Source organism: Methylobacterium soli, from assembly GCF_008806385.1.
GTDB classification, from domain to species: Bacteria; Pseudomonadota; Alphaproteobacteria; order Rhizobiales; family Beijerinckiaceae; genus Methylobacterium; species Methylobacterium soli.
Genome location: NZ_VZZK01000056.1, coordinates 1 through 22,312, shown reverse-complemented (window position 1 = coordinate 22,312; position 22,312 = coordinate 1). Strand labels below are relative to the sequence as shown.

The 22,312-nt window shown below is 61.9% G+C and carries 32 protein-coding genes; 10 read left to right on the top strand and 22 right to left on the bottom strand.

The window, feature by feature from the left end; genetic code table 11:
• Positions 1-237, top strand: a 237-nt coding sequence (locus tag F6X53_RS32960) for a hypothetical protein (protein WP_210386425.1), incomplete at its 5' end; no start/stop codon positions are given.
• On the opposite strand, the gene F6X53_RS34140 is transcribed toward F6X53_RS32960, so the two are convergent.
• The 6 genes from F6X53_RS34140 to F6X53_RS29345 all read right to left on the bottom strand — a co-directional run bounded on the left by F6X53_RS34140 (position 234) and on the right by F6X53_RS29345 (position 3,411).
• Positions 234-815, bottom strand: coding sequence for a PAS domain-containing protein (locus F6X53_RS34140; protein WP_425324711.1), 582 nt, complete (start codon positions 813-815; stop codon positions 234-236). The two genes, F6X53_RS32960 and F6X53_RS34140, sit on opposite strands and share 4 nt — an antisense overlap.
• Before the next feature lie 369 nt (positions 816-1,184).
• The gene (locus tag F6X53_RS29365; RefSeq protein ID WP_151005027.1) at positions 1,185-1,739 is read right to left on the bottom strand and encodes a chemotaxis protein CheB; all 555 of its coding nucleotides are present in this window, start codon (positions 1,737-1,739) and stop codon (positions 1,185-1,187) included.
• 66 nt (positions 1,740-1,805) lie between these two features.
• Positions 1,806-2,066, bottom strand: a complete 261-nt coding sequence (locus tag F6X53_RS29360; protein ID WP_151005025.1) for a hypothetical protein — start codon at positions 2,064-2,066, stop codon at positions 1,806-1,808.
• 245 nt (positions 2,067-2,311) lie between these two features.
• Positions 2,312-2,668 carry a hypothetical protein gene (locus F6X53_RS29355; RefSeq protein ID WP_151005023.1) on the bottom strand — a complete coding sequence of 119 codons (357 nt, stop codon included), beginning with the start codon at positions 2,666-2,668 and terminating at the stop codon, positions 2,312-2,314.
• Positions 2,669-2,712: 44 nt separating this feature from the next.
• Entirely contained in the window at positions 2,713-2,961 is a 249-nt protein-coding gene (locus tag F6X53_RS29350; protein ID WP_151005021.1) for a hypothetical protein, read from the bottom strand.
• An 87-nt stretch (positions 2,962-3,048) separates the two neighbouring features.
• Positions 3,049-3,411: a hypothetical protein gene (locus F6X53_RS29345; protein WP_151005019.1), complete on the bottom strand. Its 363-nt coding sequence runs from the start codon at positions 3,409-3,411 to the stop codon at positions 3,049-3,051.
• Positions 3,412-3,650: 239 nt separating this feature from the next.
• Here F6X53_RS29345 and F6X53_RS29340 point away from each other — a divergent pair, with 239 nt between their 5' ends.
• Positions 3,651-3,833 carry a hypothetical protein gene (locus F6X53_RS29340; protein WP_151005018.1) on the top strand — a complete coding sequence of 61 codons (183 nt, stop codon included), beginning with the start codon at positions 3,651-3,653 and terminating at the stop codon, positions 3,831-3,833.
• Here the strand turns inward: F6X53_RS29340 and F6X53_RS29335 are convergent.
• On the bottom strand, positions 3,830-4,159 hold the full coding sequence (locus F6X53_RS29335) for an integration host factor subunit beta (protein ID WP_151005038.1): 330 nt from the start codon (positions 4,157-4,159) through the stop codon (positions 3,830-3,832). The genes F6X53_RS29340 and F6X53_RS29335 overlap by 4 nt on opposite strands.
• Before the next feature lie 348 nt (positions 4,160-4,507).
• On the opposite strand from F6X53_RS29335, the gene F6X53_RS29330 reads away from it, so the two are divergent.
• Positions 4,508-5,260, top strand: coding sequence for a hypothetical protein (locus tag F6X53_RS29330; RefSeq protein ID WP_244965634.1), 753 nt, complete (start codon positions 4,508-4,510; stop codon positions 5,258-5,260).
• 32 nt (positions 5,261-5,292) lie between these two features.
• On the opposite strand, the gene F6X53_RS32755 is transcribed toward F6X53_RS29330, so the two are convergent.
• Positions 5,293-5,451 carry a hypothetical protein gene (locus F6X53_RS32755; protein ID WP_191971049.1) on the bottom strand — a complete coding sequence of 53 codons (159 nt, stop codon included), beginning with the start codon at positions 5,449-5,451 and terminating at the stop codon, positions 5,293-5,295.
• 411 nt (positions 5,452-5,862) lie between these two features.
• Here F6X53_RS32755 and F6X53_RS29325 point away from each other — a divergent pair, with 411 nt between their 5' ends.
• A complete protein-coding gene (locus F6X53_RS29325; RefSeq protein ID WP_151005016.1) occupies positions 5,863-6,096 on the top strand; it encodes a hypothetical protein in 234 nt (77 codons plus the stop codon).
• Positions 6,097-6,899: 803 nt separating this feature from the next.
• Here F6X53_RS29325 and F6X53_RS29320 read toward each other — a convergent pair.
• The 8 genes from F6X53_RS29320 to F6X53_RS29290 form a co-directional block, all read right to left on the bottom strand.
• A complete protein-coding gene (locus F6X53_RS29320) occupies positions 6,900-7,136 on the bottom strand; it encodes a hypothetical protein (RefSeq protein WP_151005014.1) in 237 nt (78 codons plus the stop codon).
• Between the two features lie 163 nt (positions 7,137-7,299).
• Complete coding sequence (locus F6X53_RS33790; RefSeq protein ID WP_280526080.1) at positions 7,300-7,434, bottom strand: hypothetical protein; 135 nt, start codon at positions 7,432-7,434, stop codon at positions 7,300-7,302.
• Between the two features lie 22 nt (positions 7,435-7,456).
• On the bottom strand, positions 7,457-7,675 hold the full coding sequence (locus F6X53_RS29315) for a hypothetical protein (protein WP_151005012.1): 219 nt from the start codon (positions 7,673-7,675) through the stop codon (positions 7,457-7,459).
• Positions 7,676-8,203: 528 nt separating this feature from the next.
• A complete protein-coding gene (locus F6X53_RS29310; protein WP_151005010.1) occupies positions 8,204-8,470 on the bottom strand; it encodes a hypothetical protein in 267 nt (88 codons plus the stop codon).
• A gap of 115 nt (positions 8,471-8,585) precedes the next feature.
• A complete protein-coding gene (locus F6X53_RS29305) occupies positions 8,586-8,885 on the bottom strand; it encodes a hypothetical protein (protein WP_151005008.1) in 300 nt (99 codons plus the stop codon).
• 254 nt (positions 8,886-9,139) lie between these two features.
• Positions 9,140-9,403, bottom strand: coding sequence for a hypothetical protein (locus F6X53_RS29300; protein WP_151005006.1), 264 nt, complete (start codon positions 9,401-9,403; stop codon positions 9,140-9,142).
• 101 nt (positions 9,404-9,504) lie between these two features.
• Positions 9,505-9,954, bottom strand: a complete 450-nt coding sequence (locus F6X53_RS29295; protein ID WP_151005004.1) for a DUF6894 family protein — start codon at positions 9,952-9,954, stop codon at positions 9,505-9,507.
• Positions 9,955-10,050: 96 nt separating this feature from the next.
• Positions 10,051-11,204 (bottom strand): IS3 family transposase gene (locus F6X53_RS29290; protein WP_151005002.1). Its coding sequence is split into 2 segments (ribosomal slippage): positions 10,051-10,952 and positions 10,952-11,204, totalling 1,155 coding nucleotides; the frame shifts between segments, so codons are not numbered across the junction.
• A 418-nt stretch (positions 11,205-11,622) separates the two neighbouring features.
• Here F6X53_RS29290 and F6X53_RS29285 point away from each other — a divergent pair.
• Positions 11,623-12,048 (top strand): DUF6894 family protein, encoded by a 426-nt coding sequence (locus F6X53_RS29285; RefSeq protein ID WP_151005000.1) that lies wholly within the window; start codon positions 11,623-11,625, stop codon positions 12,046-12,048.
• A 123-nt stretch (positions 12,049-12,171) separates the two neighbouring features.
• Positions 12,172-12,423: a hypothetical protein gene (locus F6X53_RS29280; protein WP_151004998.1), complete on the top strand. Its 252-nt coding sequence runs from the start codon at positions 12,172-12,174 to the stop codon at positions 12,421-12,423.
• A 286-nt stretch (positions 12,424-12,709) separates the two neighbouring features.
• Here the strand turns inward: F6X53_RS29280 and F6X53_RS29275 are convergent, their stop codons facing one another.
• Positions 12,710-12,979 carry a hypothetical protein gene (locus F6X53_RS29275; protein WP_151004996.1) on the bottom strand — a complete coding sequence of 90 codons (270 nt, stop codon included), beginning with the start codon at positions 12,977-12,979 and terminating at the stop codon, positions 12,710-12,712.
• 1,195 nt (positions 12,980-14,174) lie between these two features.
• Here F6X53_RS29275 and F6X53_RS29265 point away from each other — a divergent pair.
• Positions 14,175-14,678, top strand: coding sequence for a Ros/MucR family transcriptional regulator (locus F6X53_RS29265; RefSeq protein ID WP_151004994.1), 504 nt, complete (start codon positions 14,175-14,177; stop codon positions 14,676-14,678).
• Between the two features lie 1,339 nt (positions 14,679-16,017).
• Here the strand turns inward: F6X53_RS29265 and F6X53_RS29260 are convergent.
• The gene (locus tag F6X53_RS29260; RefSeq protein ID WP_151004992.1) at positions 16,018-16,269 is read right to left on the bottom strand and encodes a hypothetical protein; all 252 of its coding nucleotides are present in this window, start codon (positions 16,267-16,269) and stop codon (positions 16,018-16,020) included.
• Between the two features lie 156 nt (positions 16,270-16,425).
• On the opposite strand from F6X53_RS29260, the gene F6X53_RS29255 reads away from it, so the two are divergent.
• From F6X53_RS29255 to F6X53_RS29245, 3 genes are all read left to right on the top strand, one after another.
• Positions 16,426-17,169, top strand: coding sequence for a Crp/Fnr family transcriptional regulator (locus F6X53_RS29255; RefSeq protein WP_151004990.1), 744 nt, complete (start codon positions 16,426-16,428; stop codon positions 17,167-17,169).
• 91 nt (positions 17,170-17,260) lie between these two features.
• Positions 17,261-17,680, top strand: coding sequence for a DUF6894 family protein (locus tag F6X53_RS29250; RefSeq protein WP_151004988.1), 420 nt, complete (start codon positions 17,261-17,263; stop codon positions 17,678-17,680).
• Between the two features lie 166 nt (positions 17,681-17,846).
• A complete protein-coding gene (locus F6X53_RS29245) occupies positions 17,847-18,056 on the top strand; it encodes a DUF2934 domain-containing protein (protein ID WP_342354008.1) in 210 nt (69 codons plus the stop codon).
• 89 nt (positions 18,057-18,145) lie between these two features.
• Here F6X53_RS29245 and F6X53_RS29240 read toward each other — a convergent pair whose 3' ends face one another.
• The 4 genes from F6X53_RS29240 to F6X53_RS29225 form a co-directional block, all read right to left on the bottom strand.
• Positions 18,146-19,630, bottom strand: coding sequence for an ATPase domain-containing protein (locus F6X53_RS29240; protein ID WP_151004986.1), 1,485 nt, complete (start codon positions 19,628-19,630; stop codon positions 18,146-18,148).
• Positions 19,631-19,794: 164 nt separating this feature from the next.
• Complete coding sequence (locus F6X53_RS29235; protein ID WP_151004984.1) at positions 19,795-20,538, bottom strand: Crp/Fnr family transcriptional regulator; 744 nt, start codon at positions 20,536-20,538, stop codon at positions 19,795-19,797.
• 262 nt (positions 20,539-20,800) lie between these two features.
• Positions 20,801-21,052, bottom strand: coding sequence for a DUF6894 family protein (locus F6X53_RS29230; RefSeq protein WP_151004982.1), 252 nt, complete (start codon positions 21,050-21,052; stop codon positions 20,801-20,803).
• A gap of 183 nt (positions 21,053-21,235) precedes the next feature.
• Positions 21,236-21,970, bottom strand: coding sequence for a Crp/Fnr family transcriptional regulator (locus tag F6X53_RS29225; RefSeq protein WP_244965633.1), 735 nt, complete (start codon positions 21,968-21,970; stop codon positions 21,236-21,238).
• Positions 21,971-22,312: the final 342 nt, after the last annotated feature.

The following is a 22,312-nucleotide window of genomic DNA, read 5'->3' as shown; positions in this document are numbered from 1 at the left end:
CTTACAGCGCTGCAACTGCCGGCAGCCGCTCAGCGCACGCTGGATCAGATTGCAGATGCACTCGGCGTGACGACGGCTCTGCTGAGACCAGATGCGCAGACAGGTGCGGTAAAAGCCAGTGGTACGGCCAGCCTGCATGAGGTCTCGGCGCTCATACAGGCCTACTCGCAGGTCACCGACCGAGGAGCACGCCAGCGCTGCCTCGACTTCGTACAGGCTGCCGCACGGCAGTCTTAATGGAGGTTCCTCGGCCGACTCTGAGGTTCGACCCCAGGTTGGCCGGCACGTCTACCCAGCTCCATTCCGAGTTCGAACAGCAGCAGGTCGACCAGCGTCTGCAGGACGGGGACCCTGAGGGTGCCAACCGAATGCCGCACAGAGATAATGGATTCGACGATTTGGTTCATTGTCCGAAGGGCCTGCTCCGGATCTTTAGCATCGCTTTGCCGCGTATCGGTGACATCGACGGCGATGCCGAGACAGCGCAAGCCTTTGCCCTGCGCGTCGGTCTCAACCTGACCGCGCGCTGCAATCCAGCGTGTCAGGCCGCTCAGGTTGAGCGTGCGGAATTCCGCTTCGAACCGCCCCGCCGTGTCATGAGCTTCGTGTACGAGAGCTGCGATCCGCTCACGGTCTTCAGGATGGATCCCTTGAAGGAAGTTGGCGAGGGAAACGCCAAGGGCAGCGTGTTGCGCGTCCAAGCCTAGGAGGCTAGCGAAGGAGCCTGCGGGGTAGACGATGGCCTTTCTGAGATCAGTCTCCCACGTACCCACAAAGCCGGAAGCGTTAAGGGCGGCTTGGAGAGCGGAGTTCATCGCGCGATCTGGAGGTTCGTCATGGCCCATTCGGTGAGATCCCCTTTGGCACCTCCGGTAGGCAGCATACTCTCAGCCGCAGCCATATGTTCCGTGCCCCTAGCGATATTGAACGATTAGCCTTCCGGCCAAGTGTCGCGCTTCGAATTACATAATGCGACGAGTGCTTCGTTTTATAGTTGCCAAATCAACCAGATGAATACGCATACACAGCAGTGCCCGGCGAAGGGGCTCTGAAGCGTTCAGCCCTCTGGTGCAGCCGCGGCCTGTGCTGAACTCCCAATACCGATAGGGCTCTCCCTCAACCCGAACGGACGGCGCGATCCAGGCGTAGGGTCCTGATGATCCCCGTGTCACTTGGATTGCCGTTTAGCCGCAGAGTGCCGCGATCCGAGTGCCGATCTTCTCGGCGGTCAGGAAGGCGTCGGGGTGGTCTTCGTAGAGAGCCGCGTAGGGCATTCCTGGCACCTTCGCTTCGTCCAGATCCTGAACGAGGGCTAAGCCGCCGCGCTCCTTGATGACGCGAAGGCCCACGGCCCCATCCTCTCCGTAACCACTCAGGACGATGCCGACGACGCGCTCGTGATAGGTCTCGGCGGCCGACAGGAAGAGTGGGTCTGCGGCAGGGCGGGTGTGGTTGACCTTCTGTCCCTGATCCAAGCGGATGCGCTCCGCCTCCAAACGCATGTGATAACCTGGCGGGGCCACGTAGATGTGTCCGACCTCCACCGGAGTGTCATCCTCCGCGAACACGACAGAAAGCGCAGTCATCTCGGCCAAGAGGGCAGGGAGGATATTCTGATTGCCTCCGACGTGGGGGACGATGAACACCGAGGCCGAGCACGGAACCGGCAAGGCTGAGACGATCTGCTTGAGAGGATCGAGGCTGCCGGCCGAGGCCGCAATGACGATGATGGGCTGCATGGCGGCCTATCAACTCGCTCGCCTGAGGTGAGATCCGCCTGGAGTGCCGCAAACTGCGCTGAGGGATCAGTAAGCCTCTGAGACCAGCTTCAACGCCTTGGTCACGGAGCGGGTGAGTTCCTGGATGCGCGAGCGCGGCCGGCCCGATTTCTGCGCAATCGCCTCATCCTGCTCCTCAATGAAGAGGCGGGCCGGCTCGTCACCGTCGAGGCCGCCCAGGATTTCCATCGGGACGCGCCGATTGGATTTGCGGGAGCCATCCTCGTAGATCACATCAAACAGCACCGAGCCTCGTTCCTGTGGGAGTTGCCTGACACGCTTGCTCATGACGATCTGATTGGTTGGGTCAGCGTTGGCGCGAACCTGAAATGCCAACGGCCACGGATGGCAGAACTGAGTGCGCGTACATCCGGCGTCACCCTGTCCCGGCATCGTGGCCGTCTCCAATCAAAACAGCGCGAGGCTGCGACCGGCATGTTCTTAATTTGGGGGCCTCATGGTTAATCTTGAATGAAGCGCCCCAGCCCCTTGCCTGCTGGGGTGATGCCAGCATCCTGCTCGGCAGCCTCTTTCTATCTTGCCGACCCCAGTTCTGGAACGGCTCGCATGAGGATCTGCGGGAGGTAACAGGTCGCCGCGACGACATTGGATGAAGTGTTGCTGTAGGTCAGCCCGCCGCTGGTCGGAACGAAGGCCATTCGGTAAAGCTCGGTGTAGCCGCCTACCTTATCCTTCGTGTTGAAGTCGACGCAAACGACGGTGACAAGCTGACCATTGGCGCCAGAAACCGTCGCCGAATCGCTAATCCTGACCGAGCGCAGGCTATGAGGATCGGCTAAGTTCTTGCGCATCCAACCGATTATTGCGGCGTTCTCGGCTTGTGTAACTGGCCGTGCTTCTGCACCACCTGCAGACATCAGCATGGTCATGATGACCGCTGCCCTCGCGACCTCCGCAAAGCTCGGCAGGCTCCTCATGCGGCGGTCAAGCGCTTGGTGTTGTTGGCAACATGCTCGCGATAGCGGGCAATAACCACCTCAGGTGAGCCGCCCTTCAGGATCGTGCCGGCAGCCTCGACGGCTGCACCGACCTTCTCGGAAACCATCGATTGCATCTCAGACTGGGCCTCGGTCCCGCCCCAGGCGATCCGGACAAGGCGAAGCTCGATCACCTTCTGCGCCTCGAAGGCCAGCATCAGGGAACTGAAGAAGGGATTGTACATGGGCACTCCGCACCGCGGGACGCGGCAGCTTTGGGTCAGAAGCTCGCTCGGTAGGTTCGCCACCGAGCCAACAGGGATGATCGATGCCTACGGCAGCGCGCCGATCATGCCCTTGGCTTCCGTCATGGTGTCTTCGCAGGCTCGCTGATGACCCTGGCCGTCTTCTTGGATCGCCCGGGTAATCAGGTGGCGCGCGTCGGAAATGCGGGCGGCCGTGGAGACCATGCCGGCGTCGCTGGGCGCGCTTGTCGGAGCTTCTGTGAGTGCCTTCGGCGAGTTGCTGCGGCGAATTGCATGTCCTTCCGGAAGACCGGCCACATGGACAGCACCCGCGCTGTCGAGGCGACGCTCAATCGTTCCGATCTGCTCGCTGCAAGACGTCGCCCGCGCAGGGAGTTGAGCGAGGCCGAGCAGAAGGGAAGACGCAGCGAGGCTGAGTACGAGGCGCATAGAGATTTCCTTTGACCGACGTGTCTGCCTGCGATCCGGCTGGATGAGACCGGAAATGCCGTGGCGGCCCAGTGGCGAGCAGAGAGCGTCTTATTCAACCAACGCTACACTGATCGAAATGTTGCGCCGCAACATAAATCAGTTTGGGCTGCGATGGGTGAGCACAGTGATATCCATCAGCAGTCGAGCTCACACTGCTTTTGGGCCTGCCGTGAACCGCACCAAAGCGGGTGACATCCATGATCAGCATCCCGCTGGAGATCGCGCTGTTCCTCTTGGCTGCCGCCATGATGGTCTACAGCCTCATTGATGCCGTGAAGCACGGCTCGGCTTACAGCGCTTGCGTCTTCGCTCTCATCGCCTGCTTCACGTTCTGGCCCTCCTCACGTCACTGCATCCGCCATCGAAGCTGGCCCGACTAGGACGCCTTCATCATCCGAGCGACAATCTCCTGTGGCGTCTCGGGCTCGTGCGGGTTCAGCCGCTGCCGCATGTCCTTGCCGGTCTTAAAGGAGACGTTCTTCTTCTCGGCCACGGCGACGCTCTCGCCCGTCCGCGGGTTGCGCCCCTGCCGTGCCCGTGTCGTCGTCACTGAGAAGGCCCCGAACCCTCGGATCTCCACGCGATCACCGGCCGCGAGCGCTTCCGAGATGCGGTCTAAAATCGTCTTCACGACGGCCTCGCACTCCCTCTCGTAGAGGTGCGGGTTCATCTCAGCGATGCGGAGGACGAGGTCGGACTTGATCATGGCGTGGAACAAGCCCGAACGCGCTGGGGCTTTCAAGCCCTCGTTGACTTCCCGACCCGCTCCGGCCGACATGGCTTGTTCCGGTCAGGCTCGTTCGCGAGTCGTAAGCCGGCATCAGGAGACCGCCGCGACGAAGACCTAAGCCCCAAACGCCAACGGCCCCGCATCGCCAAATGCAGGGCCGTCGAAATCGATGGGTCCGGAGACCGCTTCCTGCTCTCCAGACATCATAGCTCCGCTCAGGAGTCAATCGGGGTCGCTTCCCGAGACGATGGCGCTCGGACTTTTGAAGGAGATGCCGCCACGGCATCCCCTTGCTTTGACGCGGCCCGAGCAGGGCTGTGAACGATGTTTCGTGAGACGATGGGGGCTGCCATTGAGGGCGCCCGAACCCTCGCGCAGATGGACGAGCTATCGCGCCAAGTGTGGCAGGCTCACGCGAGCGGTGCAGTGGACGATGCGGCCGCTCAGAGCCTCGCTGAGCGGCTTCACGAGCGCCGAGGCTCTATCCGGGCTGGGATCGTGCCCGTGGGCGTTCCTGCAGGCAGTGTGAGCCTGTTTCCGCCGCGCAGGCGCCCGGTGTCGCCCGACCGGATTGCATCCCGTGATCGACGCCGCCTCTTGGCCTGCTCCGGGCCGATGCCACCGGCGCTTGCCAGCCGCTTCACTACCGGGGAACTCGCCGTCCTGCGCATCGTGGCTGACGAGGTGTCTGAGAAGGGCGTGTGCGGGCTCTGCATCGACGCCATTGCGGCAAGGGCAGGGGTGTGCCGCCGGCTGGCTCAGAACGCCATTCGCCTTGCCGAGGGCGACGGGCTGCTGACGATCCAAGAGCGGCGTCACCAGGGCCGACGCAGCGACCCCAACCTCATCCGGATCATCAGCCGCGAGTGGCAAGCCTGGATGCGCCGGGCCCGCCGCAACCAGCCCAAGGGGGGAGGGTGCAAATCTCTGCATCCCACGGATAAGAGGGTGTTAACTCCGGGGATGAACAGACCAGCAGAAGCCTCAAAGAAGCTGCCGGAACGGCAGGGTCGCCTTGGGGACAACGGCTCACGACAGCCGGTGCGGGTGACGGACACGGCCAAAGTCATGCGGTGAGGTCATGAAGCCGGACGATAGAACGAACGCGTTCAGACACCTGGCTGGGTGAGGAGCGTTACAACCTCAAGAAAGCTGATCAGCGCCGCGACGGCGATCCTCATCCCTGCAGGAGCTTGTCGTTGATTGTCGTTGCAGGCGCCCGGCGAATCGTAGCGGGCGCTGGCCGCATGCTGGAAGCCGACGAGCACGGCTCGGCGTGGTCCCTGCATCTCAGACAGCCGTTCGCGCGACATCCAGCGAGGTGATGGGGGAATGGACTTGGGGTCAACGCGACGGGTTGAACCAGAGAGTGAAGACCAAATGGCACCAGCGGATAACGAGCCATGGCCAGCATCGCCGTCATGATCGCCACTCCTCAGGGACGTCGCCTTTTGGCAGCGTCAACCGAGAGGGAAGCTGTCGTGGCCGCGGAGCGCGTCCTGCGTCGTCTGCCTGCGATAGCGCTTCCGGTTGCTGTTTGGGTGCAATGCGCAGATCCGGATATCACGCGCAGGTCCCTGCGGATAAACCGTAGGAGCATTGCCTGCCATACGTTGCAGGGCGAACGATCATCCGGAACCGGCGTTGACGCACGCAGTGGAAGCCGGAGGGCGGCTCGCATGATCAAGAACATTGAGGACGATTTCGCCAGCTACACCTTCACGGTCTATCCGCCGCCTGCACCTGGGCTACCTTGGCTGGCGGTCTGCATCGCCCCGGATGGACACGTGTTGGACGCGGAGGCCTTCGCGACACGCGACGAGGCGGAAATCGTCACACGCAAAGCAGAGGAAGTCCTGCTGGACAGCATCGTGCAGAAGCACAGGATGCCCGATCACGCCTCAATGCATTAGATGCGATCCCATGCCCACGACGCTGCCCAAGAGGTCACCAGACCGGCTGACCGTCAGCCTCTTCGCTGTGTTAGCTGCCCTGATGCTTCTGGCGCTGATTGAACCAACCTTCACCGACACGGCAGCATGCAGCAGGGGAAGGAAATCCGTTCCGCGAGATCGCCTCTGAATGATCAGGCGTCGCCGATCCTGAGCGTGCTGAGTAAGGCAGCGCCATCGGTCAACGGGTGTGAGGGGACCGCCGACCGATGGCGTAAGCTCGCCGATGAGCTTGCCTCGTCAACTGACGGCAATGGCCAAGGTTCAATCAAACCCATTGGCAGAAGAGGGGCCACCGACCGCACATTGCCTGTTGAGGGGAAGCACTTGGGGCCGGTGGCTGCCGTCCTGACTGGGGGCAATCAGGGTGCGAAAAGCAGACTCAGACGCGAATTTTGCTCGCGTGTGTCTGGAAATTCGTGACCGCCAGAAACGTTCGTGAGGTCCGCTTCCGTGCCAGTCGGATGAAAGCCGCTGGCCGGAATTGAGGTACAATGCCAGCCAGCGGCGATCAGTACGACGCTCGGAGCCCCCTCCCATCACGCCAATCGTTCGACAACCAGCAAGCACGCTGCCAGATCCATCGGCACAAGCGGCTGACTACTGAGCTTGAGGGAGCAAGGCAGATCAACGCCAGAAAGGCGAAAGCCGACCGACGCATGGGGATCAGACCCATGATGACGCCGGCCGGACCGCTTTCGATCTGGGACTATGATGTGAGAGACCAAGCTCACGCCTAGTCAATCAGGGATTGGCTGAAAGGTTCAGCAACCTCCGCAGACACCGCTCATAGTTCGCTTCATCTTGGCGTCCCATATCTTGTCACGCGACTCGCTCGCTGACTGGCTCTTCTTCATCACGGCCTCACGTTTTTCCGTGTCGAGTTTTTCTTGAGCCGCAATCTCAGCCTTAGACGGCATTACAGCAGGAGTAGATTGCGCCTGCGCGGGAGCAGCCATGAGAATGGTCAAAGCCCCTGTTACGATAAGTACGCGCAGCATCTGTACCCCCGGCAATTTGGCTCAGTTCAGGAGTAACGCGAAAAGCCTATCAATGGCCTTCGCAGCCTCCATTAAAAGTGACGCGTAGATGGGCCTGCCCATGGCCGAGGGCAGCCCTGAGAGGCGCCTGAGGCAGGTAGGGGCCGCCAACCTCGCGACATGTTCAGAGATGCAAGGCTGGCGGCGAGATCAGTCCGTCGCGCAAACCAATCTGCACGCGCTGTGCGCCGGCGTTGAGCAGTATGCCAATCACATAGGCGAAAGCCGGCTGACGAAGCAGGCGAGACAGGCTCTCCAACTTCGACCTTCTACGGGCGGTATCAGGCAGCTGCGCTGTGCACCGCCTTGCGCTGCCAAGCCGCGATCATCTCATCGAGAGCGGACTTTCCTGCCAGACGAGCTTCCTCAAAGGTGGCGTAGGTCGTGCGCGACTGCCTTCTCACCTCTCCAGGCTGCCCGATGGCCCAGGAGAAGGTGTCACGAAGAGGCTTGTTCAACGCCACGGTGATCGTGAAGGGGTGGGCGAGAGGCTTCTGCATACCGGCAGGATATCACAGGTTAAGCCGACCGCCATTGCGGCGCAGAGAGATTATGCGCAGCGCACATCCAGACCTCATACGAAAACAGGCCCGCCTTTCGGCGAGCCTGCTCGGCAACCAGTCCGATGGAACCGCGGGGCTCCATGCTCGTTTCCCGCATTGCAGCATAGCGATGGCGTCGCTGCGCTGCTCTCGTCCTTCTGGACGTTTCCTCCCTAGACTCGGGCCGTCCTTAGGGGCGGCCCTTTTTCTAGGATGTTGCTCCACGTTAACTCGCTGGATCGCAATCGGTTTCGAGGACGCGCTTAGGTGTTGTTCCCCACCAAAGCGCATCCATGACGATGGTCAATGCCAAGCTGTGGCGAAGTTGATCCTCTGCAAGGCTGCTCGTTTCTCCCTGCGAGGCCGTGCCCCATGACTGCCATCACGGCAGTCAGCTCGTCACGATAGCAATTACGGTGAGCGCGATCAGCGATGATGCTCCCACCATCGCCATGAAGCCTTGCGGTCCATCAAAACCGCAGGGCATCAGATCTGCCCCGGCCGCGCCAGCAGGAGCGCCTTTCGAACCGCTGCGCGCTTCAACCCTTCACTGGCTTCAGGGTCGCGAACCGTTCTGCCACTGAAGCTGCTCGTTTTCAGGGTGCCGCCGAGGGTCACACGGTAGGCTTTGCCGACGACTACGTGCGTCAGCTTCGGATCTGACACGCATGTCGAAATCGCCGCCTGCAGGTCGTCCTCCGAAATATCGCCATTTTGCAGCAGCTCTCCGATTGTAGGCAGCTTGACCATCAACCCGAAGTAGCGCTCTCCAGCGATAATCCTAGTACGGGCGTCGGCCGCAACAGGCTGCATAGGGAGAGGCACGCAGTCGGTGTCTGCCAACCTGTGGTGCGGACACAGGAGATGCTTAGGAATTGTAGCTGACGAGAGAGGTCACGAACGATCCATGCTCGCGGACCAAGGCCTGAGCCTCCGCATCACTTGTCGTGGCGCCCTCAGGACCAGAGCGCGGGATCTCGTAGACGTGGTAGCTCGCATCGTTGCTTTCCGGTTTGACGTAGCCGAAGCCACGGGTGGCGCGACCGACGTGGCGGTCGAACAGGCACACCGCGTCCGCAGGTGAAATCACTTTCTCCGCCGAGCTAAAGCGAGCCGTGTCGCCATAGACGCGGCCTGTACCCTTCTCGATCACGATGAAGCGCGCCATTCCAATCCTTTTCGGCGTCGCCAAACTCTAGGAGCGATGCGCCAACAGCCGGCCGAGACAAGGGAAAGTGCGCTTTAGGAGAAATTGTTCAGCAGCAGACCCGCCGTAGGAAAACCGCCGAGGAGCCGATGCAGCGGGCCGAGTTGATCGTCATGCGGAATGCCAGAGGAGCATCATGCCGCCGAGGATGAGCGCGGCTAGGATCACTGCACCCGTTAAGATGATGCGCGCGTGCCTGTCAGCCTGATCGTCGCTCATCGCCTCTCCGGCCTCGCCAAGAGGATCGCCTTGCGAACCGCTGCCCGCTTGAGACCTGGGCTTGCCTCCGGATTTCTGAGATTGTTTCGCGCGAACGCATATGCCTTCACGGCGGCGTGAGGGTTGAGCCTGTAGACGTTGCCCAGCACGAACAGGGTCGCCTTTGGATCTGACATGAAGGTTTCTACGGCCGCATCGACCTCCGTGTCAGCGATGAGCCCATGCTTGAGAAGGTCGGCAGTCGTCGAGGCGGTTTCCATTCACCCCAGCTAGCACACTGCTGGCGCTGCAGGATGGTAGGTTGCTGGACCGCTGAATTGAGCCGGTGATTTGGTCCAAGCCGCGGTTCGCTGTTTGGGCGTTAACGAGTCGCTCGGCGCTCCGACCACGCTTCGAATGACCAAAGCAGGTTCGATTGCGTCGCGCGGATCTTCGCTACCTGATTGGAGGCTTGCTTCATATTCTCGCGCAACTGCGCTCTCTCACGGCTGATGGCCACGGCGAGCAGATCGAGCTGATTGAACAAGGCCTGGGTCTCCGGCGAGAGCGTGGACGCCACCGGCTGGCGCGACCTTGGGCGCTTGGTCACCCGCTCCAGGAACGGCACCTCCATCAGGAGCTGATCGGTCCCATCCCGGATCTCGAAGGCGCACGCGGCGGGGTCATGCCCCTTGAGCACCATCTCAGCCATGAGTGCCGGGATGGCTCTACAGGCGTCGAGATAGGCCGTCTCCAGGTCCGGGCAGATCATGCCGGTCTCATCCCGCTCCAGACCGTCTGCCGTCCGAAGGTGGAAATGGTAGAGCGTCATCGGACCTCCTCACCCGCGCTCACGCAGGTTCGGCCGGTTTCGGGACTGCTGCAGCGTCCCAGTGATCGGCCCCCACAAAGTGGTCCAGGTTCAAGGTTAGTGCACGGTTGGCCGCTCTGCCACGGGCAGCTTGGCCGATGTGGGGGGGCAGGCGGCGAAGGCAGGGATGAACACCTCCGGAGCTGGGGGCCGATAGCCCAACGACCCGTGTGGCCTGATCGTGTTGTAGTGACGTCTCCAACTCTCGATCACGATCTGTGCCTCCTTGAGCGTGTAGAAGATCTCGCCGTTGAGCAGTTCGTCCCGCAGACGAGCGTTGAAGCTCTCGACGTATCCATTCTCCCACGGTGAGCCTGGTGCAATATAGGCCGTCTTCGCGCCGACCCCCGTGATCCACGACTGCACGGACTTGGCGACGAACTCCGGTCCATTGTCCGAACGGATGTGGCTGGGCACCCCGCGTAGAATGAACAGGTCCGACAGCACGTCGATCACGTCGGCCGCCTTGAGCTTGCGGGCCACACGGATGGCCAGACACTCGCGCGTGAACTCGTCGACGACGTTGAGCATCCGGAACTTGCGTCCGTCGTGCGTGCGGGCCTCAACGAAGTCATACGACCAGACGTGGTTGCGGTGCTCCGGCCGTAGCCGCAGGCTCGACCCGTCCCCGTCCCAGAGCCGACCGCGTTTGGGCTGACGCGCTGGCACCTTCAGTCCCTCGCGCCGCCAGATCCGCTCGACCCGCTTGTCGTTGACCAGCCAGCCGGCCGCCTTCAGCAACGCGCTGATCTTGCGATAGCCGTAGCGCCCGTACCTCCCTGCCAAGTCGACAAGGTCGGCCGTCAGCGCCACCTCGTCATCAAGGCCCCGCGGCACCTTGCGCTGTGTCGAGCGATGCTGACCGAGCGCCCGACAGGCGCGACGCTCGGAGACGTGCAGGACGTCCATGATGTGCTCGACACAGGCGCGCCGGCGCGCGGGGCTCAATAATTTCCCCGGGACGCCTCCTGCAGGATCAGCTTGTCCAGCGTCAGATCCGCGATCGCCTTGCGCAGCCGCTGGTTCTCGGTCTCCAGATCCTTCATCCGCCGGACCTGATCCGACTTCAGACCGCCAAACTCACGCCGCCAGCGATAGTACGTCACTTCGCTCACGCTGATCGCCTCGGCCACGCTCTGCCCCTGTGAGATCAGCACGTCCGCCTGCCGCAGCTTGGCAACGATCTCCTCGGGCTTGGGTCGCTTCGCCATCTCGTCCGTCCTCCAGGCTCAAAAGCCATACTAAAGGGCGGACCACTCCTGTGGGGGCGGATCAGGTGTCGGAAGCCGAAGGCATAGCCGCTTCGCCTTGCGTTGCAGGCGGAAGCGCACGGATCTCCCAGCCATCAGCACCTGTGTCGGACACGCTGATGATAAGAGCGATCTTAGACTGATGTACTTCAAAATCGCTAACGTATATTTATTTGAAGAATTTATTATTCCTTGGGGGACGCCCTAGAAATACCGTATCTACGCCGTCTTGGTCATTATGCATCTGCCCGTAATATCACCTATGTTAATGCCTTCGGGCTCTGCTTGGTGAAGAATTGGCTTGTCGACCACGGACTGCCGATGCACCGGCCCGATCACATTGTCCATGATGTCGGCGAGAACACAGCCAAGGCAGCAGATGCCCCATTTTCACTTCCACCTGCAAACACCGGACGGCTGGGAGCAGGACGAAGACGGCTTAGAGATTGTTAACTTAGAGACAGCCTACCTCAATGCCTGCCGGGCGATCCCGGACATGGCTGCCGATATGATCCGGCGTGGCCAGCAGCCGATGCGCTTTGCGTTCGAGATCGCGGATGCTGGCGGGCTGGTCCTGATGGAGGTGCCCTTCTCGGAGGTCCTCGACAAAGACCGCCGGCCCAGGCAACCGGCTCAGGCTGCCTGGGGGCGGAAGGCGCGGGAGGAGATTGCGCGCACTGAGCGTTTATGCGCGGCCATCGAGCAGAACCAGAAGGCGCTCAGCGCAACCCTGCAGACGACGCGCGAGCTGATGGCCCGTGCCCGTAAGGTTGGCGCTCAGAACCCCTGGCACGTTCCGAGCTGAATGGCAGATCGGGATCAGGTTCAGCGAATGTAACGGGCCGAACGCCGGGAGCAGCTCTGCTTCAGGCGGATCATCCCTTGCCTGGAGGCGTTGAGGAGCGGAGCAGTTCGCCGGGAGAACGGCATGGCCGACGCTTCCCACACGCCCAACATCCGGTCCGCTGCAGCGCAGATGCAGCAAGCCGACAGCATCTATCGCAGCCTTTTCGCAGGTGCTCCGCTTCCCCTTCTCGTGCTCACGCCCGACTTTCGGATCGTGAACGCCAACGAGACCTACCTCACCGCAACAGGGCGCGGACGCGCCGGGCTCGCGGGCCTCGACATGTTCGAGGCCTTCCCGGACAGCCCGCATAATCCGCGGGCTTTCTTCGGGTAAGGGGATTTATGAGAACGGGCACACACGGCGTTGAAGGCAGCGTCACCAACTGCGCTTGCTGCGTGGGGAAACGCCAGCGGCCAGTGCCTTTCCCTCCGGCTCGTAGCCGAAGCGCACAGTGCAGTCTCGTTACTCGTCGTGGGTGCGGGATAACGAGACTCGGCTTTTTAGACCACGAGACTGAAAGAGGGTCTGCTGCGATGCCTCCGAGCCCTGCTATCGCTTAGCCTCGGAAAGGGTCGTAATCGCGGTCATCTCACCAGAGGCAGAAGTGCTATTTGCCTCGTTATACCTTGGCGACGTTCTGCTGCCGTGATGATCCGCGGGCGCAGATCGGAATGCCGAGCCACGTCAGCGCTGCGGCACGGGTTTGAAAAACGTGCTCGGGCTGGATGAACGGCTTTGGGAAGGTGACCAACATCTTTGTCAGAAGCTCGGCTTGCCAACCGTGCACGTGGCCGGCCGCGCTCACATTCCGCACCAATCCACCGACGAGCTCGCCATCCAGTAAGATGTCGAAGCTGCCAGGAGCAAGACGTCGGAGCGTGTAGGTCATTATCCTTACCGGTGATCAGGATCGCAAAGGCGCGCCTCAGTCGCGGCTTCTTCCAGACCAGTACGGCCCGGCGAGGACACGAGGCACGCGCCCATGTCCGGTCTGAGCGCCTCCACATCCTCAACGGAGGGCACGTAGGCGCACCAACCACACAGGCCTTTCTCGGCAGCCTGAGGAGCATTCCACTGCGAGCAGATTGGACAGAGCTTGAGCACGAGCTGCTGACCATGCACGAAGGCGAGCCCGCGGCCGCGAAAACTGACCCGCCCTTGGAGCAGCTCACTTCCCGAGCCGATGTTTCCTTCCCGGCTCATACCACAGCTAAGTGGTTCATGGTGATCATCATCTTGGCTGTAAACACAGGCCGTCTTAGTGCATCGCGGACAGTCACCCCAGCTTCGCGCGATCCGCACGCCTCGTGCTGCTGGGCTCTGACAAGTAAAAAGAAGGGCGGGACTTACGTCCCGCCTCCGTGTGCGCGATCGCGCTAGAACTTATGCCACCCCACGGTCCGGTGGAGCCTCCTCGACATCGGACTGCTTGTGATGACGCATAGCCTCACCTCAGAAGTTCTCAACAGATTATAAATCTAGATTAAAGCGCCCTGATCGGAGTTTCAGGGTTCCTAACCGTGCGCCACATCCAAAATTATTGCAATATATATTTTTGAAAACATAAGTCACCATTTTGCGAGGTTTTAAATCATATGTTGCGTTGTGAGCATGTCGCTTTCTCATTCGGATATAACTGACAAGACATGCGCCAGCCGCGCTCAGCGATCGAACCCGATCCGCCGGCTCTCGGCAGTTTCCGCCACCTGCCGAATGGGCGAGGTTACCCTTGATGAATGGTAGTCTGTCGCCCCTTGTACCGGCTTAGGCGGTCGAACGCTTCGCCTTGGCAATCGCTGTTCGCCAGCTGAGCACTACGGATCCTGCTACGCTCGTCTGAACGAGGGGATCGGACGAATGTCACGGCACGGTGGGCTCCTCAAGGTCAAAGAAACCTTCAGCCCCACACGCACACTCTGCCGCCCTCCAGAGGAGCGAGGCTCTGCATCAGTCGAGCCGCGCTCTCGCAACATCGTGTGTTAATAGATTTTCTACAGAAAAACCGATTTTACGAAATGATGCGGACTTGATTTTCTGACCTTGCGCCCTGATTGGTTAATGGCCGATAATCCATCAGGTGAAAAATGGAAACCGAAGTTCAGCCCACAGAGACGAGCCACGTCGAGCAGGTCGCCGACATTGTATCAGCTTACATATCCAACAACTCTGTCCGACCGAGCGACTTGCCGGAGCTGATCGCGTCCGTACATGCCGTTCTGAGCGGCCTCGGGACGCCGCCCGCATCGGCCGAGGCCCAGGTGCAAAAGCTGGCGCCGGCTCAGGTGCGCAAGTCGATCACCCCGGACGCGCTGATCAGCTTCATCGACGGCAAGCCCTACAAGACGCTCAAGCGGCACCTGACCACGCATGGGATGGATGTCCAAGCGTACCGGGCTCGTTACGGTCTGCCGTCCGACTACCCAGCCACAGCGGCGAACTACTCCGCCCAGCGCTCCGAGCTCGCCAGGACCCTCGGCCTTGGTCAGCAGCGTCGGAAAGCAGTTCCGGAAGCTCCTTCTGCGTCGGCCGAGAAACCGAAGGGCCGTGGGCGTCCCCGGAAGGCTGCTGAAGCCGCTCCAAGCGAGTGAGCCTCAACGGTCATGGTTCGGCACGCCGGCTGAATGGCCGGCGTGGACCAGCGTCGAACGGGTGACTATGCCCCCGCCCTGTCTTCTTCCTGGTCACGATGCTGGGGTTCTACGCCCCAATCAGCATGATCGAGATGTTCGACTTCTCCATCGTGGCGGCTGATCTCAGCCGTTAATCCGTTGAGAGGGGCACGGGCACAGGAACGGGGTGAGGTCCTTGTGGGCTTGTCTCGGGCTTGCTGTCGAACGGCCCGTCGTAGCCGTTGCTCAAATCCGCGAGTTGCCCGCGTGGTCCCAGCGCTTCCACCCTGTGATGACGCACGTTGGCAGCTGCATTGGGCCTACCGCTCTCGTCCAGCACTCCGGCAATCCACAGGAGTTCGTCGGCAAACGCCTCAGAGCCCGGCCGAAAAGAAAACGAACTACAGCAAAGGGTTAGCGCTCCCACATTTCAGCGCTAACGCTTGGCAATCAGGCCGGTCAGCAGCGGCCTACTGTGAGAGGCGTTGGCCATGAGGCTTGCTGATGCTCAAGATCCCAAACCCAAGGTGCAAGGCACAACCTGCTGAAAGCGCCCTCACTTACTTTTCGGCCAGGCTCTCATGAACGGCGATGTCCCTGACCATCGCAAACATGAGGTCGAGCATCGCCCCCGCAGAACCGGCTCCCCTTTTGAACTTGACCATAAAGCCTTGTTCGCGCGTATGCGAGGCCACGCGCGAGGCCAAGGAATTCGCATAATGTGCGCGATTTCCTTCGCGTAAGGTCGATTATGGAACGCAATTCCGGCCCTTTTTGAAGTCTCCGGAAGTGCTCATTCGGGAAGTGAAGCGCCTCGCAGTACAGGCATAGAAAAACCGCCCGCGAGGGGTGACCCGCGGGCGGCTCCTATGCTTGCGGAGACTTTGTCCAGGAATCGCCGCCGGCATGCCTCAGGATGGCTCAGGAAGGCGGGTCCGTCCACACTGACGGACTGCACGAAAACAACATGGGTTAACCCCTTGCTGGTCACGCACTGCGTCAGGCGGTACGATCCCGGCCTTCATCCAGGGAGGAGGGGCTGGATGCCTAGCCGAGAGAGTGACGGCCACTACACGTTCGTCGTCTACGATCCCCCAGCCTTCGGGTTGCCCTGGTTAGCAGTCTGTCTCGGACCAGATGGGGCCGTCCGCGCCGTTGAAGCCTTCAACACAAGGACACGAGCGGAAGCCTGCGCATCGAAATGTGCAGAGCTGTTCCTGCAAGCGATCGAGAATGGCAGTGAACCGCGATCCCAGCGCAGCCACTGAGGAGCTACGACGGGTGGCGCGGTTCGTTGAGTGGGCGTTATGGAAGCTGCTCAGTGAGAGCTGGGTGCAGGGGGAGCTTCGTCGCAGCGCGACAGCGCCTCCACGATGAGCTGTCGGTGCCTTTGGCCTACCTCCAGCGTGTACTCCATCGTCCGCAGCAGGTCCTCCGCGAGATCGGTGTCGTAGCCCTTTGCCGTCATCTCCTCGATGCAGACGATCTGGTCAGCCACGCGCCTCTGCCAGTCGGCAAGCAGCCGATCAGCCTGGATCAGATGCTCAAACTCCTGCAGCCAGTTGGGCATGGCGTGGACAACCTTCACGAAACGACCGCTGGGTTGCTCCAAGTTAATTCGCTTGCTCGCGCACAATCTACCTTGCGCATCATGTTGGGCAACCTGCGCAGGTGTCGGCGATTGAAGGCGTGCGGCGCGTCCGCCCGTGCCGCTGCGTGAGTGACCATGAGCCCGCCCCCCGACTACTCGCTGACAGTGCTCCTGCGAAAGCTGGAGAGCATCGGCGCACTCTCGCCAGAGGAGCAGAAGGCCATCGCGAGCCTGCCGGCCACGGTGCAGGTTCTCGAGCCGCGCCAGGACATCGTGCGAGAGGGGGATAGGCCCTCCCGATCATTCCTCATCCTCAACGGCTGGACCTGCAGCTACAAGATCATCAGCCGCGGCCGCCGGCAGATCTTCGCCTTCCATGTTCCCGGCGACACCCCCGACCTGCAGAGCCTGCACATGCCGGTGCTTGATCACAGCCACTGTACGTTGACCCGCACCACGCTCGCCTTCATCCCGCATGAGAGCCTGCGCGAGCTGATCGCGCGCTTCCCCCGCGTCGCAGCTCTCCTGTGGCGGACCACGCTGATTGATGCCGGCATCTTCCGCGAGTGGATGCTCGGGCTTGGCCGACGGACGGCTTCCGAGCACTTGGCGCACATGATCTGCGAGCTGTACCTGAAGCTGCAGGCGATCGGGCTGGCCAGCAGCTATCGCTGCCCGTTCCCCGTCACGCAGACGGACCTCGGCGACGCGCTGGGCCTGTCGAATGTGCACGTCAGCCGGACGCTGACGGCGTTGCGAGGCAAGGGGCTGGTCAGCCTACAGCGCGGCGTGCTCATCATTCAGGACTGGCCGGCTCTGGTCCGCTTCTGTGAGTTCGATCCCGCCTACCTCAACCTGGAACCGCAGGGCGTCGCATGAGCGGACAGCAGCAGCTGTGTCTTGCCTTGCGGCGTACAGCCGCCACACCATACGTCGGCCGGTCCCGTTCCGGCCGACATAGGCTGACGTGATGGCTCACTTCTACACGCACCTCCGAACGGCAGAGGGTTTGGAGCGGGATGAGATCGGCACGGAGTACCCGAGCTTAGAGGCGGCGTATCTGAACGCCTGCGCCGGCATTCCGAGGCTCGCGGCCGAGCTGATTGAGGAGGGGCATGACCCGAGCGCCTGCAGCTTCGAGATCTGCGACGGGGCCGATCAGCTCCTGATGGAAGTGTCGTTCCTGGAGCGGGTCACGAGGGCGGAGAAGCCACCCCGTCCAGTGCCGCTGACCATCTCGGCGGAGACACAAGAGCTGTTCAATCACCTCGATCTTCTAACGCTTGCGATCAGGGACGAGATGACCAAACTGCGGGTTAACATCGCCCAATCGCATGAGGAAGTGGCGATCTTCCGGGCGCGCACCAGCAAGTCGAGTTGGTCGCTCTGAGGCGGATCTGAACCGAGCACAGCCTGCTGACATCACTCGCGGGTTGGGCGTTATGGAGCCTTCGCTGGCGTGAGTTTTTACTCCCGCCGATTGCTGTATGTGAAAGAGGCTGAGCGCGCTGCGTGCGACCGCCCGGCCCCTATCCCTGGCAGTGAAAGCAGGGCAGTTGCAGCTCACTGCGCTGCGATGCCTGCCTGTGGCGGCCCAAGAACGGCAAGAACGCATGGAAACGTCGCCCGAGATCACCTTCGAGCAAATCCGCGAGCGCGCCTATGACATCTGGGAGCGCAATCATCGGCTGGACGGGCTCGAGATCGAGTTCTGGCTTATGGCCGAGCGGGAGCTCAAGGCCGAGCGTGACAGGAAGCAGGCATAGGCTAGTGCTGATGCCAACGAGGCGCCGGCTGCTCCCTCAAGGGTCGAGGCGCTGAGGAGCTGACGCTCCCCGGCCCTGTTTGGTCTCCGTCACGCCAAGTCGCCGCCCTTGCCGGTGAAGGTCGGGATCCCGCGCAACATGCCCTGGAAGCCTTCGAGCGGCGCACCGATGCCCAAGCCCTTGCTGCCGATCTGATACTCGCGGATCGTGTCCTCGTGCGTGCCCGCGCGCTTCTTGACGATGGAGATCGCCCGCCGGACCCGACCGAACGCCTCGAAGTACCGCAGCAAGATCACAGTGTCGGCGAGGTGGGTGACCTGCGCCGGCGTCGCCATGTCTCCGACGAGGCCGTGCTCGGCGACCGTGAGGAATGTCGTCGCGCCCTGGCGATTGAGGTACTGCAGCAGCTCGTGGATGTGCAGCACGAGGACGTTCTCGTTGGGCATCGCGGCCCGGTAGCCGTTGAGGCTGTCGATCACCACGGTCTTGACCGCGTGCTCGGCGACGAGACTGCGCACCTTGTGGGTGAACTCGCCGGGGGTCAGCTCGGCGGCGTCGACCTGCTCGATCAGGAGCTTGCCGGCGTCACGCAGGCCCTCGAGATCGTACCCCATCTGTCGGGTGCGCTCGAGCAGGAGGCCGATCTCCTCGTCGAAGATGAACATCGCCGCCCGCTCACCGCGGGCTGCGGCCGCCAAGACGTACTGGATGGCGAAGAGCGTCTTGCCGGTCCCGGAGGGGCCAAGGATCATGGCGCTCGACCCCGTCTCGATGCCACCGCCGAGGAGCGCGTCGAGTTCGGCGCTGCCGCTCACCAGCTGCTCGCGGGTGAAGCCCGTCCTGTGCTCCAGCGAGACGAGCCGGGGGAAAACCCGCACGCCGCCGGGGACGATGGTGTAATCGTGGAAGCCGCCGCGGAAGTTCTGACCGCGGTACTTAATCACCCGGAGGCGCCGCCGCTGGGCGCCGTAATCGGGGGCGAGCTCCTCCAGGCGGATGACCCCGTGCGCGACGCTATGCACGGTCTTGTCCAGCGCATCCGCCGTCAGATCGTCGAGCATCAGCACGGTGGTGGCGTGGCGCGCGAAGTAGTGCTTGAAGGCGAGGATCTGGCGCCGGTAGCGCAGGGACGAGCCGGCCAGAAGACGGATCTCGGAGAGGCTGTCGAGGACGATGCGGGTCGGCTTCACCCGGTCGACCGCGTCGAAGATCTGCTGCACCGTCTCGCCAAGCTCCAGATCGGAGGAGTAGAGCAGGCTCTGCTCCCGGTTTGCGTCGAGCAGGCTCTCGGGCGGGATCACCTCGAAGACGGCGATGCGGGGGTCGAAGTCCCAGCCGTGCGAGGTCGCTACCTCGCGCAGCTCTTCCTCGGTCTCCGAAAGCGTGATGTAGAGGGTCTTCTCGTCCTGGGCTGCGCCATCGAGCAGGAACTGCAGCGCGATTGTGGTCTTGCCGGTGCCGGGATTGCCCTCCAGCAGGTAGAACCGATCCCGCACGAGGCCACCGGCCAGGATGTCGTCGAGGCCCACGATGCCGAAGGCGGCTTTGTCTGGGGTCTCGAGGGTCCAAGCCATGGTACCTGCCTACAGGGAAGCCGGTGAAGAGACGAGGGTTATTGCGGGCTGGCCCGTTTGGACCGTGAGCTGGCCGGAGCAGAAACGCCTTCATCTACCTTGGAGCGGGACCAACGGCCGGTTCCTGCGGAGACCTGAGGGGGCAGCGTCACGTGAGTGGGCCCTCACGCGGCCCGCTTCTCCAAATGCAGGTACGTCGGATCAAACTCGGAGACCCGCATAAGCTCATCCCAGGCCTCGATGACGAGCGTGTTGCTGCGCAGGCTGATCAGGCCCTTGCCGCGCATCGCCTGCAGCGTCCGGTTGACGTGCACGTTCGAGAGACCCAGGGCATCACCGATATCGATCTGCGTGATCGGCAAGGGGTAGCGGTAGCCCCCGGCCAGACCAACAGCTTGGAGCTTGAGGTACATCTCGCAGAACAGGTGCGCGATCCGCCCGAAGGCTGACTTGCGGCCCATGCCGATCATCCACTCGCGGAAGATCGCCGCATCGACCAGCGTGTCGCGCCAGAGCGCCGCCTTGACGCCAGGAAAGCGCGTCGTCAGCTCGCGCATGCTCTCGTGCGGGATGAAGGCCACCGTGGCTTCGGTCAGCGTGGCGAGGCTGTGATCCATGGTGTGGATGTGCAGGCTCTGCAGGTCGGGAATGTCGCCAGGGATGTGGAACGAGAAGATCTGCTTCCGGCCCTCGCCGAGGACCTTGTAGCGGCAGGCCCAGCCATTGAGGATGAGGCAGCACTGGGACGGCTTGTCGCCGTCGCGGGCAATGTCCTGCCCGGGCTGGAGAACGCGGGTCTTGGCCGGCAGGCTCAGGATGGCCTGACGCTCCTCGTTCGTGAGGGTTGCGATGCTCTCCAGCTTGCGGATGAGCATGGTCAGGGAATGGATGTCGGAAGCCGAGGACATAAAGCTTCACCTTGCATTGCAGGTAGAAGCGCTCGTCTCTCCCAGCCACCAGCACCTGTGTCGGATCAGCTGGCGATGAGGACGACCATAGGCCGATGTGATCTGAATGTCTTAACGTAGATCGGTTTACACAGCCTTTTGTCTACTTGGTAGGACACCCGACAGTTCTGCCAGCTACGGCCGGGCGGACAGAGGTCACGGCGTCTGACCTGCTGGCATCGGCTTTTTGCTCAATCGCACACAGGAAGCAGCGTCCCGAGGCCTACACGGCTGCAGGAGCGACCCTGCATTGGCCGGAAAACGCCAGGGTCGCGACGTAGAGGGTGGTTCCGCGCTCGTCCCTGATCGAGGCCGTGAAGGTGCGATGTTCCCCATCAGGCAGCCTGTGCCGCGCCATATCGGACAAGGCCCTGTGTGCCAGGGCACGCCCCGCCGCGAGGTTCGCGAGATCCTGCCCCTCCTCGTCGCAGACAGGAAACACGTCGTCGTCGGTGTCGATGTGGTAGTGCGGCATGCGGGCCTCCAGCTTGTAAGCGAGAGCACACGCATCCCTCAGCCGCTGAGGCTCAAAATAATTTCTCAACGATGACTTGATATGGGCGCAATCAAGATGCGGCGCAACAACATGATTTACCTTGAGTGTGCGAATTTACTCTTCAAGTAAGCGTGTGTGCACAATCTTGTTTGGCCAGAAGTGTCAATGAGAATTGTCACCATTCTCGCGCCGCTTCAGATGGAGGTACTTCGGATCGAACTCGGCGAACGCCTTCAGCCGCGCCAGATCGGGAATGCGGAGCCGCTTGCTCCTCCAGATGATCAGGCCTTCACTCCTCAGTTCCTGCGCCACCCGGTTCACGTGCACGGTGGAGATGCCCAGCGTGTCCGCGAGATCCAGCTGTGAGATCGGGAATTCGAAGCTGTCCTCGCTGGCGCAGCCGACCGTCTGCAGGCGCACCAGCAACTCGCAGAACAGGTGCGCCATCTGCTTGTCGGCCTCGCGTTGGCCCATGTTGACGAGCCACTCGCGCAGCGTGCCCTCATCGGCCAGCGTCGCCCACCAGAGGGCGCGTGTGATGCGCGGATGGTGAACCGTCAGCTCGTCGACGGTAGCGCGCGCGATCTCTACGATGGAGCAGCCCCAAGGCGTGCCGATGCTGTGGTCCATCTCGCCCAAGATCGCGACGTGCAGGTCGCAGAAGTCGCCCGGCACCAGGAAGGCCATGATCTGGCGCTGGCCATTGGGCAGGAGCTTGTAGCGGCAGGCCAAGCCCTCCATCACGAGGTGCACGTTCTCCGGCCGAGCTCCTTCGGAGATGATGTCGCGGGTTGCCTCGACGCGACGAGGCTGGCTGGAGATGTCCTGCAGGATGTCTCGATCCGCGTCGGTCAGGCGTGCTCCGTGTTCGAGCTTCATGATCAGCGGGTTAGACACGGCGGCCCCCCTTCTACCCGATCACACCAGAGGCAGGCGTGCAGCCTCATCCCCTTGGCATGCGCGATCGAGACCTACCCAAGCCGCCTTTTAACATGGATCACTTATGGTAGCTCGCCGGCAGCCCTCAAGGCTCTGCACAAGCGCTGAGATCATCCAGAGATCCTCGGGCTTCAGCGTTCCAATAGGGCTTGCCCATTGGATTGGTCCACACGACGCCAAACGCTCTGTCGACAAAACGACCGTTTTCCCGACACATGCATGCGGGAGGTTTCGACCCAACTCGGTCATGATCCGATGCGGATTGCTTTCTCGCTAGCAGTCATTCCACTGCCTCGATGC

Bases quoted from the DNA above. Each gene is read 5' to 3' on its own strand.
- F6X53_RS34140 (WP_425324711.1), bottom strand. From the start codon at position 815: ATGAACTCCGCTCTCCAAGCCGCCCTTAACGCTTCCGGCTTTGTGGGT.
- F6X53_RS29365 (WP_151005027.1), bottom strand. From the start codon at position 1,739: ATGCAGCCCATCATCGTCATTGCGGCCTCGGCCGGCAGCCTCGATCCT.
- F6X53_RS29360 (WP_151005025.1), bottom strand. From the start codon at position 2,066: ATGAGCAAGCGTGTCAGGCAACTCCCACAGGAACGAGGCTCGGTGCTG.
- F6X53_RS29355 (WP_151005023.1), bottom strand. From the start codon at position 2,668: ATGACCATGCTGATGTCTGCAGGTGGTGCAGAAGCACGGCCAGTTACA.
- F6X53_RS29350 (WP_151005021.1), bottom strand. From the start codon at position 2,961: ATGTACAATCCCTTCTTCAGTTCCCTGATGCTGGCCTTCGAGGCGCAG.
- F6X53_RS29345 (WP_151005019.1), bottom strand. From the start codon at position 3,411: ATGCGCCTCGTACTCAGCCTCGCTGCGTCTTCCCTTCTGCTCGGCCTC.
- F6X53_RS29340 (WP_151005018.1), top strand. From the start codon at position 3,651: ATGATCAGCATCCCGCTGGAGATCGCGCTGTTCCTCTTGGCTGCCGCC.
- F6X53_RS29335 (WP_151005038.1), bottom strand. From the start codon at position 4,159: ATGATCAAGTCCGACCTCGTCCTCCGCATCGCTGAGATGAACCCGCAC.
- F6X53_RS29330 (WP_244965634.1), top strand. From the start codon at position 4,508: ATGTTTCGTGAGACGATGGGGGCTGCCATTGAGGGCGCCCGAACCCTC.
- F6X53_RS29325 (WP_151005016.1), top strand. From the start codon at position 5,863: ATGATCAAGAACATTGAGGACGATTTCGCCAGCTACACCTTCACGGTC.
- F6X53_RS29320 (WP_151005014.1), bottom strand. From the start codon at position 7,136: ATGCTGCGCGTACTTATCGTAACAGGGGCTTTGACCATTCTCATGGCT.
- F6X53_RS29315 (WP_151005012.1), bottom strand. From the start codon at position 7,675: ATGCAGAAGCCTCTCGCCCACCCCTTCACGATCACCGTGGCGTTGAAC.
- F6X53_RS29305 (WP_151005008.1), bottom strand. From the start codon at position 8,885: ATGGCGCGCTTCATCGTGATCGAGAAGGGTACAGGCCGCGTCTATGGC.
- F6X53_RS29300 (WP_151005006.1), bottom strand. From the start codon at position 9,403: ATGGAAACCGCCTCGACGACTGCCGACCTTCTCAAGCATGGGCTCATC.
- F6X53_RS29295 (WP_151005004.1), bottom strand. From the start codon at position 9,954: ATGACGCTCTACCATTTCCACCTTCGGACGGCAGACGGTCTGGAGCGG.
- F6X53_RS29285 (WP_151005000.1), top strand. From the start codon at position 11,623: ATGCCCCATTTTCACTTCCACCTGCAAACACCGGACGGCTGGGAGCAG.
- F6X53_RS29280 (WP_151004998.1), top strand. From the start codon at position 12,172: ATGGCCGACGCTTCCCACACGCCCAACATCCGGTCCGCTGCAGCGCAG.
- F6X53_RS29275 (WP_151004996.1), bottom strand. From the start codon at position 12,979: ATGACCTACACGCTCCGACGTCTTGCTCCTGGCAGCTTCGACATCTTA.
- F6X53_RS29265 (WP_151004994.1), top strand. From the start codon at position 14,175: ATGGAAACCGAAGTTCAGCCCACAGAGACGAGCCACGTCGAGCAGGTC.
- F6X53_RS29260 (WP_151004992.1), bottom strand. From the start codon at position 16,269: ATGCCCAACTGGCTGCAGGAGTTTGAGCATCTGATCCAGGCTGATCGG.
- F6X53_RS29255 (WP_151004990.1), top strand. From the start codon at position 16,426: ATGAGCCCGCCCCCCGACTACTCGCTGACAGTGCTCCTGCGAAAGCTG.
- F6X53_RS29250 (WP_151004988.1), top strand. From the start codon at position 17,261: ATGGCTCACTTCTACACGCACCTCCGAACGGCAGAGGGTTTGGAGCGG.
- F6X53_RS29240 (WP_151004986.1), bottom strand. From the start codon at position 19,630: ATGGCTTGGACCCTCGAGACCCCAGACAAAGCCGCCTTCGGCATCGTG.
- F6X53_RS29235 (WP_151004984.1), bottom strand. From the start codon at position 20,538: ATGTCCTCGGCTTCCGACATCCATTCCCTGACCATGCTCATCCGCAAG.
- F6X53_RS29230 (WP_151004982.1), bottom strand. From the start codon at position 21,052: ATGCCGCACTACCACATCGACACCGACGACGACGTGTTTCCTGTCTGC.